We start from the raw sequence: 14,518 nt of genomic DNA, 5'->3' as shown, positions 1-14,518 counted from the left end.
CAGTTTTCAATGTTCATTTTTAAAACAACTTCTTAATTGTATAACATTCTTTTTAGAAAGTCAACAACTTTTGCTGATTACTTTTATTATTTTAAGTCATCTTTTTTTATTTTGCAATGGTAAGTTTTACACCATTTTAACAAACTTTGTAAGGAATTAACATTCCGTTTTCGACGACTTTTATATAATATCAAGTTTAAATAGTTAAGTCAACACTTTTTTTGAACTAATTTTTATCTTTGTTATGTTCAAGTTTCATTGTTGCTCACAAGAAATTATTCTATCAGATTCAAAATATTTTGCAATAGAAAAACGCATGAAAATCTGAATTTCCATGCGCTAATTTTACACTAAATAGGATTTTATTTTTTAATTGTAGATGCTATCACTTTTTGAGCAATAGACGTATAAATTTTACCTAATCGATCATCTGCTTGATAAATAGATGGTGAGAAATCTTTAGGATTCCATGTAGGTTGTTCTAATGGTAATTCACCTAGTAGCTGCGTATTTAATTCATCTGCTAGTTTACGTCCGCCACCTTTACCAAAGACATGTTCTTTATTACCAGTTTCTTTACTTTCGAAATAGCTCATATTTTCAATGACACCTAAGATAGAGTGTTCAGTATGTTTAGCCATCGCTCCTGCTCTTGCAGCTACAAATGCTGCTGTCGGATGAGGCGTAGTTACAATGATTTCTTTACTACTTGGTAACATTGAATGAACATCTAAAGCTACATCACCTGTACCTGGCGGCAAGTCTAATAGTAAATAGTCAAGTTCTCCCCATTTCACTTCTACAAAGAAATTAGTTAACATTTTGCCTAGCATTGGTCCACGCCATATAACCGGCGCATTCTCTTCTACGAAAAATGCCATTGATATCACTTTTACGCCATGACGTTCAACGGGAATTATTTCTTTACCTTGGACTCCCGGTTTCTCGTCAATACCCATCATATCAGGTACACTAAATCCATAGATATCAGCGTCTACTAAACCAACACGTTTGCCTTCTCGTGCTAAAGCAACTGCTAGGTTTACTGCAACTGTCGATTTACCTACGCCACCTTTACCTGAAGCAATCGCTATAAATTCTACTGGATTATCTTTAGATAATAATCCCTCTATAGTTTTTGGTTGTTCTTCTTTTTTACCTGTATATTGTTCTACCGTTTCGGCAGGTAACTCTTCAAATCGTATCCCAACAGTGTTAGCCCCATTTTCTTTTAGCGCTTTTACTATTGCCATTTGTAAATCTAACTGTGGTTGTCCACCTAGTTGCGCCATTGCCACTTTAACACTAACGTGTTCTATTTCTTCTTTTGTAGTTACTTCGATGATGCCATCTGTTTCTTTAAGTGGTACATTTATTATCGGATCTTTTAATGCTCCGACTATTTCTTTCACTTGATCTACCGTTAACAATGTAAATCCCCCTTAGCATTCTTTATATCTATATAATAACAAATATTAATATGTATTGACTTTCTAAATTAGTATATATTTTTTAGATATATAAAAAAAGAAGTTAGCTCAATATATGAAGACTAACTTCTATCATTATCTAATCGTTATATATCACGCGTATTCGTTGTTTTTTTAATGTAGTGTCTTTCTTCTTTAATAAATAGAGAGAAGATGAAACCAACAATCACTAATCCAGTTACTATGGCAAATGATAAATCAACACCTGCTGCAACACTTTGTCTTTGTGCGATTTCATGATTGGCACTTATAGATGAACTTTGACTTAGTAATTTAGCCCCAATACTCATAATAGTCACCATTAAGGCCGTTCCAAGTGAGCCAGCCATAACACGGCCAAAGTTCATGATGGCAGTACCATGCGAAATGTCTTCATTTTTAAGTGCGTTAATTCCTGCTGTATTAATTGGCATCATCAATAATGAAACAGCAAACATTCTTATTGCATACACGATAACTAACATGGTATAAGATGAATCATATTTTAAGAAACTCAACAAGGCAGTAGTTATAATGAGCACGATAAATCCAATTAGGATTAAAAGTCTAGGTCCATATTTATCGTAAATTTTACCGGTGTAAACAGACATTATACCGTTTAAAATAGCCCCTGGCATTATGACTAATCCAGACATGAAGGCACTTAGACCAAGACCGTTTTGGACGAACAATGGAATCAAAAGTGCTGGACCTACCATTGACATCATGACAATCATTGAAGTAATAGTACTGAAAGTGAAAATTTTACTTTTGAAGACTCGGAGATTTAACAACGGATTAGTTATATATAATTGTCTTCTTACAAACGCAACAACAATTAACATTCCAATTATAAATGAGAAGATAACAATTGGATGAGTGAATCCAAGATTGCCTGCACTACTAAATGCATAAAGCATCAATCCAAATCCTAACGTTGAATAAATAACTGATCGTTTATCTAATGCTGTTTTTTTAGTTTCATTGTAACTAGATAATGTAATAGCACCAAAGATATAACCTATAAGTGCAATGCCTACAACGATAATGAATGGTACTCTCCAACTCGTATTATCTATAATTAAGCCTGAAAAAGTAGGGCCAATCGCTGGTGCAAATTGGATAACTAAGCCAGCTAAGCCCATTGCAAAACCACGCTTTTCTTTAGAAAATAAAGTAAATAACGTAAACTGCATGAGCGGCATAATAATTCCAGCACCGATCGCTTGTATCACTCTGGCAAACATTAAAACACCAAAGTTAGGTGCAATAGCAGCAACAATAGATCCAATAAGGAAGATTCCCATAGAAACTAAGTATAATGGCTTGGTTTTAATTCTATCCATTAAGTATGCAGTCAACGGAATCATTGTCCCATTAACTAACATAAAACCAGTTACCAACCATTGGGCAGTATTTTCAGATGTATTTAGTTCCCTCATAATATGCGGTAAAGCAGTATTTAATAAAGTTTGATTTAAAATAGCTATAAATGCACTTAATAACATTACTGCAACAATGAGGTTCCGTTTTTTTGTGGATACTTCTATATTCGCCATATAAAAACTCCTTTTAATTCAAAGACATTGTTATATTCAACCAAATTTTAGTACGCCAAGCAAACTAAATGCTTATTCTTTCTTATTATTAAGATTCTCACTATCTGGATAAAATATAATTTTAAATATATATAATAGCCCTATGATGACTGCGATGACCCAAAAGTCAATTTTTATATAAACGTAGTGTATATGAATTATAAAATAAAAGAGTATCGTTGTTACGACATAAGAAATCAAATGAAACATACTACCACTAAAATATGGATTGTTAGGCAATTGCTTTCTAAAGTAGTCCATTAAATGTTCAATGGCAAATAAAATGAAGTAACCAAAAACGATATAACTTCCATAATAAACTAAATTATCTACTAAATTTTTATTATAGGTAAAGTCTCCTAAGTTAAAAAAAATTAGGATTCGACTTAAACCAAATAAACCAAATCCTAAAAACATTAAAAAAATAGCACCTGAAATAATAAAGATAGTGAGGACAAATAAAGTAGATAAAATAATTTTATAATTATTTTTAAAAAACTTCATTTTTTGCCCTCCTTTGTTTCACACGGCTATTTTATCATTTATAAAACGCAATATAAAATTTAAAGCGCGATATTAAAAGAACTTAATAAACCATCACATTTAGTTTATGTTAAAGCTTTAATATGCTATGCCTCGGATTTATAAAGCGTTGACCACATGATGATGAGTAAGATACTCACTAATGCAGCTGCAAGTAAAATATTATAAAAGTGACCATTTATAAATCCTGTTGACATAGCGTAGAAATAGCCCATTACAGTTGAGCCTATTGATGAACCTAAATTTTTGGTTAATGCATAAAAGGACATCATTTTCTTCATATGTCTCGGATTTGTTTCTTCTTGAACGATGACACTATCTTTAGTGTAAACAAAACCAAAGCTTAGTCCAGCGAGTATTACAGTTGCTGCAATTAATAATGGCATTTTCAAACCAAACATTAGTATGATACTACTGATTAATAATAAAGTGAATGCAGTGATGTATAATGCCTTACGTGTTAAATTAGCTTCAACTTTTGCTAAATTAAAATTTAAAACTAGCCAAGCTACTGACAATGGGAATATAACCAATCCACTTTGAAGTGGAGAAAGATGCAGATGATCTTGCAAGTAAATCGGTATATATAAATTGTATCCCATTAAAGTCATCGCTATTAAGAGGTCCGTAACAAATACTAATGATACTGAACGATTGAACTCTGAAATTGGTATGAATGGATTTTTGATTGTGCTTTCAAATTTAAATAAAATAAATATGAATATAAATGCTAACACTAAAGCAATCATATTTAATATTATTGATGACTTATATAATAAACCAAACATAAATAAAGCTATGAACACATAAAATAATGTAAGTCCTCTGACATCAAAGCTAGATGCTTTAACTTCCGCTTCCTCAGGAAAATGAAACGTAATAAATGCTAAAATAATTGCAATAACCGCTATCGGGATATTTATGAAAAATAGCCAGTGCCATGTTGCAAACTCTAAAATAGCTCCACCTAGCAATGGTCCGATAATGCTAGATATCCCCCATACACTTCCAACTATACCCATAATTTTGTATCTAAATGGTATTTCAAAAGCTAATTTAGGAACAATTTGAGTTAACGACATCATAACCCCCGCTCCTAATCCTTGGACGATTCTTGAGATGATGAGCATAACAAATGTGCTACTCATTCCTGACATTAAACTACCTATACCAAATAATAATAAACCTACCATTGCAATATAAAGAATTTTAAAACGTGTTAATAATTCACCAACAATCGGATTAGCTACTACCAACGCAATAAAATAAACTGTAAATACTAATGATATTGATGCTCCAGCATTTAAATCTGTTCTTATTGTAGGCATGGCTAATGAAATAATTGAACTTTCAATTGCAGCCATAAACATAGTTAAAACCAATGTAACAACAATACCTATAGATTTTAAGTTCATGAACAATTTTCCTCCTTTTTATCTTTTTAGATTCTTTAATAGAATAATCGTTAGAATTATTCAGACGCAATATAATAATCACTTTAAAATAAAAATAAGACTGATGACCGATAAAATCATCAACCTTATTTTTTAGTTTCTCTATATAAAATAAAGTATTGCAATAAAGTGGAACATTGAAGCGATAACGATAAATATATGCCAAATCATATGGAAATAAGGACGATTTTTTTGCGCATAAAACCAAGCCCCAATCGTATATGATAAACCGCCTAAAACTATAAATAAAATGAACATCCATGACGTACGCATAATGATAATAGGAAGAAAAATAATACCAACCCATCCCATCACAAGATATACAATTAAACTTAACTTTGGATTCACTTTTTCAGAGATGGATTTATATAATATACCCCAAATTGTGGTACCCCATAATAATATAAACACTAACCAACCTATCCATCCGCCTACAACAGTTAATAGAACGGGCGTATACGTCCCAGAAATTGCAACATAAATCATACTATGATCTATAATTCTCAATATGTATTTATGTGCAGTATTGTTCTTCATTGAATGATATATTGTAGATGAGATAAACATCATAAAAATGCTAATTACAAATATTGAAACACTGATTGAGCTCAACGTTCCATGGGCTATATAACTATGTACTGCCGCATAAGGAAGTAAAAAAAGTGTAATCAACGCAGCAACACCATGTGATACTGCATTACCTATTTCTTCACCAAAAGATAGCGGGATGATGTCTTTAAAAGATTCAACAACAGCACTTTTTGTATTCTTAGATGAGTTAGACATCTAACACCACCACCCTTTAAATTAAATTCATACGTTCTAAATCTGATGTAGCAGTTTCAACACTATCTTTACCTTCTTTATTTTTAAGTGGAGAGAATTCATCTTCTCTATTAACTTGTAACGTGTTAAAACTAGTTGCATATCTAAAAATATCAAAATAGAACAGTTCAAATTTTAAAGTTGGTTTTTCAACAACACCAAAATCTTCATCTAATTGTTTTAGATTTTTCACTGCTAAATGATATGGTAAGTCATTATTTACCACTTGTTTAATAAATCCAACTTTAAAGGCATGAATACCAATATTTGCATTATTAAACGTATTTGCTACTTCTTCATCTAATTCAGAGTATTCAAGTACTGTATCTTTACTATTTTGATTTACTAAACGTCCAACACTTTCACCATCTTTAGGTTGAATTGATTTAGATGTTACATCACAATCATGTACTACTGTAAATCCTGCAAATAGTGGATCTAAAACTTTAACTAATACATTGTCAATATTATTTAAGAAAATATATTTCACACCATCAGTTGCCATTTTATCTAAAAAGCCATTCTTATCTAATGATTTAAATACACCGCCATTACCATTTGGCGTCTCCATAATATAACCTTGTTCATTCAGAATAAGACGTCCTTCTTCACTTAACGCAACCATATTATCTTGTTTGAAGAAATGTATATTATCAGGATTATAGCCAAAATAATCGTGTTGTTCAAAATACGTTAACGTTTCTTCATGATTAATATCACTAGTCATGATATACCAATTAATTAAATGACCCGTTTCTTTTTTAAGTTTAAGTAATTGTTGTGCTTGTAGTTCAAATAAACTAATACCTTTTATTTCAAAAGAACCTTTAGGTCCTTTATAACCTAATCGAGTACCTTGACCGCCAGCCATCAAAAGTACTGCAAATTCACCGTTTCTTATTGCTTCTAATCCTTTATGTTCATATTTAGCTACTTCTTGATCCGTCAAGTCTGACTTGCGCTGATATTTCACTTCTGAAACTGTTGATACGTCTGAAATCGATTGACGATTTATATATAAATCTTTAAATAATTGCTGAATACTTTCTAAATCTAAATCATTCACTTTAGCTTCTAATTTTTCTTTTTCATTACTACTCATTAGCTTTTCATATTCACTCAAATGCTCTTGATTATATTTCTTTAATTGATTTTGATCTAACATTTTAACTCTCCTTGTGATGAATTCAATATGTATTCATACCCATAAAAATTTAGTATTACCCTAAAATGGACTGGCTTATATATTGTAATAAATCATTAATAAACGTTTGGAATAATATGTATAATGCGCCAATACTTAATGCAGTAGCCAGTGATACATCAACTAAGCCGCCTGTTTTAAAGGTGAATGGGAACTTAATAGTTAGAGGAATCGGATAAAGTAACTTTACTCCTCTTGGCGTTAACATATCTAGTATAACATGAGACGCCATACCACCGATAATGGAAACCAAATAGTATATAGGAGTTTGAATTAAATTAAGGAGAAATCCAATGATACCAATAAATAATAATGAGTGAGTGAATGTCCTGTGACCAAATAAAAGCCTAATGATTATGCTTAGCAACTTTAATTTCCTACCAATCTTACTTCCAGTATGACAAATATCTGGAAGCAAACTTGAAACCACTGCTAAACATAACACAGTAACAGTAGAGAACAAATCAGTTTGAAAGTGTTCGGTTGTTAATGCACCCACTAGCAAACCAGCAGATACGTGAGTTTTGCCTGTCATATACCTTCTCCTTTATAGAGAACATTCTAACACAAAACGCGCTAAAATACGAACATATTTTCGGTTGAAGTAAATAGTGTATCACAAAATAAAAAAGTATAGCATTAATACTTGAAAACGATTACATAATGATATATGATATAGACATAAATAACATAAAGGATGTGTTCTTTAATGGCAATGACTGTAAAGAAAGATAATAATGAAGTTAGAATTCAATGGAGAGTAGCAGATATTAAAATCCCTACTAGTGACATTAAAAATATCTCACAAGACCAAGAAATTCATGCCGTTCCAGATTTAGACTCTAAAAATATTTCACGTATTGGTTCTACTTTTGGTAAAACGAATAGAGTGATTATTGATACAGATGATCATGAATACATTATTTATACGCACAATGACCAAAAAGTTTATAATGAATTAACTAAGTAATGATATAATACAATTTCTTTCGCAAAGTTATATGTAATATTTCACTGTCAACGCATTAAATGTAGTTGGCAGTTTTTATATACCTAGACATTTAATACTTAATTACTTTTTATTTTCCGAGTTATTAATTACACTATGCTTAAGAATAAGGAGGTTAAAAAATGTTTGTAGTAACAAATAGAATTACTGTAAAAAAAGGATTCGCTGAAAAAATGGCACCAAGATTTACTAAAGGTGGAAAAATTGAAGCATTACAAGGTTTTCATAAAATTGAAGTTTGGAAAGTTGAACGAGACAAAGACAGTGAAGATATGTATGTCAATACGTGGTGGGAAACTGAAAAAGATTTCGAAGCATGGACTAAAAGTGATGCATTTAAAGAAGCACATCAAAATAGAGGTAAAACATCGGCCGAAACATCTCCAGTTATAAATAGTGAAATTGTCAAAGCTGATGTATTAGCTACCTTAAATTAAAAAGAAGGCAATGAAGTTATGTTGGTTGAATAGGATCAATATTCCCAACATAAATCTTCATTGCCTAAATTGTGGTTATAACAATAAGTGGGCCATCAATGCAATAATCGGTAAAGTGATAGCAGTTCTGATTAAGAAAATCATAAATAGTTTACCTAAGCTAACTGGTATTTTAGAACCAAGTATTACACCACCAACTTCTGATAAGTATATTAATTGAGAAATACTTAATGCACCTATAACAAATCTCGTAATTTCACTATGTGCATCAGCGATGAGTATGGAAGGTAAGAACATATCCGCAAAACCAATTAATAAAGTTTCAGAAGCTTTAGCTGCCTCCGGTATTTGCAATAATTCAAGAATCGGAATAAATGGTTGTCCAATAATTGAGAATACCGGTGTATAGTTAGCAATCATCGTTGCAAGTGTTCCTATACTCATAACAACTGGAAGGATAACAAACCACATATCTATGACCGTTTTTAAACCTGATTTCCAAAATTCTTTAAATCCCGGTGCTTTCAAACCAACAATTGTCGCCTCTTCAAAACCATAGCCTATCGCCGTTTTACCTTCAGGTAATTTTTCTAATCTAGTATTTTCAGAAACTTCTTTCGTAAATTCATCGGGTATTTGGTTCAATGGCCAAATACGAGGCATAATCATAGCTGCTACAAAACATGAAACGATTACTGTTAAGTAAAAAGCAAAAAACTTATGTTGAAGTCCAACCGTTTCTGCGATAACAATTGCAAAAGTGATAGAAACTACACTAAATGTAGTCGAAATCACTATTGATTCTCTTCTAGAGTAAATACCTCTTTCATATTGTCGACTTGTAATCAGCACACCTACAGTTCCATCGCCTATAAATGAAGCAAGATTGTCTACTGTCGAACGTCCAGGTAATGTAAATAAAGGTCTCATAATTGGTCTAAATAAAGGCCCTAAAAATTCCAACAACCCATATTCCATTAAGAACGGTAAAAATAGTGCAGCGAATAAAAATACTGCAACTAAGGTTGGTAATAGGTCGTTAAACACTAATCCACCTGTATCTTCTGAATAAATCACTTTTGACCCTAACTTAAAATAAGTCATCCAGACAAAGACAACTGCCAATAATCTTAATATCATCCAAACTGGGCCGACTTTAAATGCACTATCTAATAGTCCACCAGGCTTAACCTTACTTCTAAATAGAGTGGAATATAAAAGTGTTAATATTGCAGATAATGTAATAATAGTAATGATGATGATAGGCATTGCATCTCCAAGTAGACCTTTTAACCAATTAGCTAAAAACGCTACAGGCAATGTCGTTTGTTTTTCACCATCTTGCGTAACCGGAATAGGAATTAAGAAAAGTATAATTCCAATAATAGACATTGTTATAAACTTCGCTCTACCTTTAGCAATTTGTTGCTTCGTATATCCTTCCACCATTTATAACCTCTTTCTCTCTCATAATTGATGTTTTTATATTCATTAATTATGTATTTATATTACTAACAGACTTATAATTATATATAAATATAAGAATATATGCATTTTTATGAATAATATGTTTAATACTATATCTTATTTTTAATAGAGATGCAATATGAAAAGAGCTAAATCTCCACGTTTAATTAGAAGAAAATTAGCTCTTTAACTTCATTATATTCTTCTTAATAAAAATAAGAAATAAGGAACACCAATGATGGCAATGATAACACCAACAGGTATATCTAATGGTGGGTGAATACCTCTAGCCAATCCATCACTGAATAAAATTAAAATCGCACCTATCAAACCAGACATGATTACAACATGAAAATATCGCTGTCCTACAATTGATCGAGCAATATGGGGTGCAATTAAACCTAGGAAGCTAATTCCACCAACAACTGAGATAGAAGCACCCGCTAACATTACGGATAAAATAAGTAAAATCATCTTAAGTCTTTGTACCCTTGCACCAAGTGCTGTAGCAATATGTTCGCCTAAATTTAAAATATCTAATTGATAACTCAAACCTAATACGAATGGTAAAGTAATAATAAACCAAGGTAGGATTGAATAAAAATTATCAATGGTATGACCGTATAAACTACCTGTTAACCAAACTAAAGCATTATTAGCATCCATAGGATTTCTAATAAGTAAAAATTGAACCACAGCTGTACATATCGCACCGATAGCTAAACCTATCAAAGCTAATGTTGATCCTTTAATATTATATTTAGAAATCAAAAATGACAAAATTAAACTGATTAATAATGCACCTATAAACGAACCAATTGGTAATACTAATAGTGGTGCAGAAGGAAATAACATAATTACAATAATTGCTGCTAAACTTGCACCTTTAGTTATTCCGATTACATCCGGAGATGCAAGTGGATTTCTAACTACACCTTGTATCACTGCTCCAGAAATAGCCAGACTACTTCCTACAACTAACCCCAATAACGTTCTTGGAATACGGTATTCATTAAGTATAAAATCATCCAAACTTAAAACACTGTGAAGTGCTTTTAACGGGCTATACATTGTTGAACCAACACATAAACTTACAAAGACACTTGCAATTAAACAAGTAATTACAATGGCATAACGAATAGATAATTGTCGTTTTGTCATATTCGTTTCACCCCTTTTAAAGTTATTAATAAGAAATAGATTGCTCCAACAAATGATGTAACAATACCAACTGGTGATTCATAAGGGAATGTTATAAGTCGACTTAACATATCTGATAGCAATAATAAATCTGCACCAATTAGAAATGTTAATGGCACCATTAAGAAGTAATCTTTGCTTATATAGCGTTTAACTATATGAGGGACAATTAAGCCAATGAATCCAATGGGCCCTGCTATTGAAACAGACGCGCCTGCTAGTACGATGACAAGTAGGCCAACTATAATTCTGATAAGCTGAGTCTTCTGGCCTAATCCTTTCGCTATATCGTCTCCTAATTCCATTATGGTTAATTGACGGCCTAATAACATCGTTATGATAAGCGCTAATATGAGCCAAGGCATAACTGACAAGACTGCAGTCCATTTCAATCCATTCAATGAACCTACTAACCAGAACATAACGGTAGTATTAGAATCTTCATTTAATATGATGATGCCTTGCGTTAAACTACTGAAAAATAAATGAATTGCCATTCCTGCAAGGGCCAATTTTATTGGTGTTATTTTTTTCGTAGATCCGGATAATACATAGACAGTTAATCCTCCAATAAATGCACCTATAAATGCTAAGTACGTAGCATAATTTCCTAATGCAGGTATTAATATGGTAATTAGTACTATGACAAACGATGCGCCAGAATTAACTCCAAATATTTGAGGCGATGCGAGTGGATTTCTAGTGATTGCCTGCATTAATAGACCTGCTAAAGCCAATGCACCACCAATCAATAAACCACCAATCATTCTAGGCATTCTTACATTATGAATAAGAAATGTTTGTTTATTATCCATAGACGTAAAAAAGTATTCGAAAATATGTTTTGCATGAATTTCAGAAGAGCCAATCGCTAAATTAAAATATGCAAAAATAAAAAGAAAGCACCCACTCACAATAAATGTGAGTGTAGTGCGTCTCTTATTTGCTTTATCTATAGCAGATTGACTATCAGTTGATCTAATAGTCATCGCTTAGCCACCTTACTTTTCTTTGTCTTTTTTAGAAATTTCAACAAGTTCTTTAGCCATTTCTTCAGAAGATATCAAACCACGAGCTCTAGCCCAAGTATCTCGGCTAACAATACTTACACGATTATGTTTAACCGCATCTAATGTATCCCAAACTGGATCTTTTTTCATTTCTTGATAAGACGGTTCTTTAGGACTTGCACCATCAGTCATTATAAACATACGTTCTGGATTAACATCTTTTAACGTTTCAGCATTGAGTTGTAAATAAGGTCCTTGTAAATATTTACTTAAACCTTTAGTAACATCTTTATTTAATGCTTCTTTAAAGCCAAGTTGAGTTAGGAATTGACCTACATAAGATTCACTTGGATGCGCTAATAATCCAGACTTAGACGCTACTGCTGGTAACACTTTTTCATTTTTATCAAATTGAATCTCATCTTTGCATTTAGCTAATTTTTCTTTATGTTCTTCTAAACGTTTTTTACCTTCATCTTCTTTATTTAAAGCTTTAGCGACCGTTTTAAACGCTTCTATATTATCGTTATAGTCACCATCAAAACTTTTTAATTCTATTGTCGGTGCAATTTTACTTAATTCTTTGTAAATACCTTTATGTCGGTTACTATCCGCAATAATTAAATCGGGTTTTAATTTACTGATTTCTTCCAAATTAGGTTGTTTACGTGTACCAACTGATTTGTAATCACCAATTCTATCTTTTAATGGCTTGATAATACGATTTGGTTTATTATCATCAGCAACCCCTACTGGTTTAACATTAAGTGCTGCCAATGCATCTACGAATGAAAATTCCAAAGCTACTACACGCTTAGCATCTTTAGGAACTTCTGTAGTACCTAATTCATGTTTAATTTTAATTGCGTCTTTAGATGACGATTTACTATTTGAATCGTCTGATCCATTATTACTAACATTACCACATGCAGTAACTAATACTAATGCAAATAGTAATGCAACTATCCCTGCAAACTTAAAGCCTTTCATGAATTCCACTCCTTAATATGTATAGGTTTACAATACATAGTTTATTGATAACGATTATCAATGTCAATATCGTTTGGGATATTTTTTAATTTTTTTATAAAAAATTATCGGAATTTTAATTAACAATAGAATATAGGTATATAAGCATAAATTAAAAAGCCATTAATCAGAAATATAATTCTAAATTAAAGGCTAATTAATCTATTACATAATGTTTCGATATCAATTTAATTCAAATAATAAATTAAATTATTTATGTGTCAGTATTGGAGAATGATTCATTTGATTATTCAAAGAATGAATATAATGATCCTTTAAATAGTTCTTTGTCATACGATTATGGTACATGACTTGAGAAAGTGCCTCATATTCCAATGAGAATTCAATAACATCACCAATTTTATAATAATCTTGATTATTTAAGTTAATCATAAGATGGTCACTTGATGCGCCGACAATATCAACATCATTTTTTATCGGTTTAATTTTGTCAATATCTGTATCAACATAGCCTATATCTACTATAGCTTGTAGATAGCATTGGTTATTGTCTGATAATCGTGGCTTAATCTCCAATATTTCCGCTTCTAATGTAATGGCATTTTGAAATAACATCGGAATAGATTGATAAGTTGTCGTATCAACACCTCTAAACAGGGCTTCACCTATCCTCAATTCGTTAATTCTACCCAAATCGTTATACATTAATTGAGGAATCATGCTTGAGTTACCGCCGGATATAACTTTCAATCTAAATCCTAAATTATTTTCAATAGCATCAACGAATTGATTTATTTTAAATATATCGTCCTCAGTTGGTGCGGATGATTTAAAACACATAAAATTAAAAGCGATACCTACTAACTGAATTTGAGTCATTTTTATAATTTCTTCTATATAGTTTAGTACATCGTAGGTAATTACGCCTTCACGTCTATCTTTCCAATCTATCATTAGCATAATTTGATGTTTTTTATTTAAACTTTTAGCGATGTCATTGATTTCTCTAATCGTTTCAATTTCTGTTTGCATACTTATTTTTATTGTTTCGACAAGTTGTGTATAGTGTTTCTTAGATGTTGGTCTTAAAAGTAGATAATTGCATTGATCCTTGAAGTTTTCATTTATATTCTCAAGTCTGGATTCTGCAAAATGCGTAATTCCTGATTGAATTAATGCTTCAATAATGCGACTGTCACCGGCAATGCATTTGATGACTGGAGTTAAATGTATATCATTCTCTTCTAATAATGTTCTCAACGCTTCTGCATTATATTCAATTTTAGATAAATTTATATTGATTTGAGCCACT

At 31.5% G+C, this 14,518-nt stretch carries 14 protein-coding genes; 2 read left to right on the top strand and 12 right to left on the bottom strand.

Annotation, left to right across the window (positions count from 1 at the left end; all coding sequences use genetic code 11):
- Positions 1-362: 362 nt before the first annotated feature.
- From JVV30_RS08710 to JVV30_RS08680, 7 genes are all read right to left on the bottom strand, one after another.
- Positions 363-1,430 (bottom strand): P-loop NTPase, encoded by a 1,068-nt coding sequence (locus JVV30_RS08710; RefSeq protein ID WP_070855248.1) that lies wholly within the window; start codon positions 1,428-1,430, stop codon positions 363-365.
- 146 nt (positions 1,431-1,576) lie between these two features.
- Entirely contained in the window at positions 1,577-3,028 is a 1,452-nt protein-coding gene (locus JVV30_RS08705; protein WP_053028516.1) for an MDR family MFS transporter, read from the bottom strand.
- 72 nt (positions 3,029-3,100) lie between these two features.
- Positions 3,101-3,571, bottom strand: coding sequence for a SepA family multidrug efflux transporter (locus JVV30_RS08700; protein ID WP_204193983.1), 471 nt, complete (start codon positions 3,569-3,571; stop codon positions 3,101-3,103).
- Between the two features lie 125 nt (positions 3,572-3,696).
- Positions 3,697-5,025, bottom strand: coding sequence for a multidrug efflux MFS transporter SdrM (gene sdrM / locus JVV30_RS08695; RefSeq protein WP_070855249.1), 1,329 nt, complete (start codon positions 5,023-5,025; stop codon positions 3,697-3,699).
- Positions 5,026-5,166: 141 nt separating this feature from the next.
- On the bottom strand, positions 5,167-5,850 hold the full coding sequence (gene trhA / locus JVV30_RS08690) for a PAQR family membrane homeostasis protein TrhA (RefSeq protein WP_053028519.1): 684 nt from the start codon (positions 5,848-5,850) through the stop codon (positions 5,167-5,169).
- Between the two features lie 16 nt (positions 5,851-5,866).
- Complete coding sequence (locus JVV30_RS08685; RefSeq protein ID WP_070855250.1) at positions 5,867-7,054, bottom strand: UTP--glucose-1-phosphate uridylyltransferase; 1,188 nt, start codon at positions 7,052-7,054, stop codon at positions 5,867-5,869.
- A 55-nt stretch (positions 7,055-7,109) separates the two neighbouring features.
- A complete protein-coding gene (locus JVV30_RS08680) occupies positions 7,110-7,628 on the bottom strand; it encodes a metal-dependent hydrolase (protein ID WP_070855251.1) in 519 nt (172 codons plus the stop codon).
- Positions 7,629-7,802: 174 nt separating this feature from the next.
- Here JVV30_RS08680 and JVV30_RS08675 point away from each other — a divergent pair, with 174 nt between their 5' ends.
- Together JVV30_RS08675 and JVV30_RS08670 are read left to right on the top strand one after the other, a co-directional pair.
- On the top strand, positions 7,803-8,063 hold the full coding sequence (locus JVV30_RS08675; protein WP_053028522.1) for a SunI/YnzG family protein: 261 nt from the start codon (positions 7,803-7,805) through the stop codon (positions 8,061-8,063).
- Positions 8,064-8,224: 161 nt separating this feature from the next.
- The gene (locus JVV30_RS08670; RefSeq protein WP_070855252.1) at positions 8,225-8,539 is read left to right on the top strand and encodes a heme oxygenase; all 315 of its coding nucleotides are present in this window, start codon (positions 8,225-8,227) and stop codon (positions 8,537-8,539) included.
- A gap of 75 nt (positions 8,540-8,614) precedes the next feature.
- Here the strand turns inward: JVV30_RS08670 and JVV30_RS08665 are convergent, their stop codons facing one another.
- The 5 genes from JVV30_RS08665 to JVV30_RS08645 all read right to left on the bottom strand — a co-directional run bounded on the left by JVV30_RS08665 (position 8,615) and on the right by JVV30_RS08645 (position 14,517).
- Positions 8,615-9,988 (bottom strand): YjiH family protein, encoded by a 1,374-nt coding sequence (locus JVV30_RS08665; protein ID WP_239469349.1) that lies wholly within the window; start codon positions 9,986-9,988, stop codon positions 8,615-8,617.
- Positions 9,989-10,201: 213 nt separating this feature from the next.
- Positions 10,202-11,167, bottom strand: coding sequence for a FecCD family ABC transporter permease (locus JVV30_RS08660; protein ID WP_053028524.1), 966 nt, complete (start codon positions 11,165-11,167; stop codon positions 10,202-10,204).
- Positions 11,164-12,195, bottom strand: coding sequence for a FecCD family ABC transporter permease (locus JVV30_RS08655; protein WP_070855253.1), 1,032 nt, complete (start codon positions 12,193-12,195; stop codon positions 11,164-11,166). Before JVV30_RS08655 ends, JVV30_RS08660 begins: the two co-directional genes overlap by 4 nt.
- A gap of 12 nt (positions 12,196-12,207) precedes the next feature.
- On the bottom strand, positions 12,208-13,206 hold the full coding sequence (locus JVV30_RS08650; protein ID WP_070855254.1) for an ABC transporter substrate-binding protein: 999 nt from the start codon (positions 13,204-13,206) through the stop codon (positions 12,208-12,210).
- Positions 13,207-13,455: 249 nt separating this feature from the next.
- Positions 13,456-14,517, bottom strand: coding sequence for an alanine/ornithine racemase family PLP-dependent enzyme (locus tag JVV30_RS08645; RefSeq protein ID WP_070855255.1), 1,062 nt, complete (start codon positions 14,515-14,517; stop codon positions 13,456-13,458).
- Between the last annotated feature and the right edge of the window lies 1 nt (position 14,518).

Source organism: Staphylococcus sp. GDY8P47P (assembly GCF_016892225.1).
GTDB classification, from domain to species: domain Bacteria; phylum Bacillota; class Bacilli; order Staphylococcales; family Staphylococcaceae; genus Staphylococcus; species Staphylococcus borealis.
The sequence above is the reverse complement of the archived record's forward strand: the minus strand, read 5'-3'. Positions and strand labels throughout refer to the sequence as shown.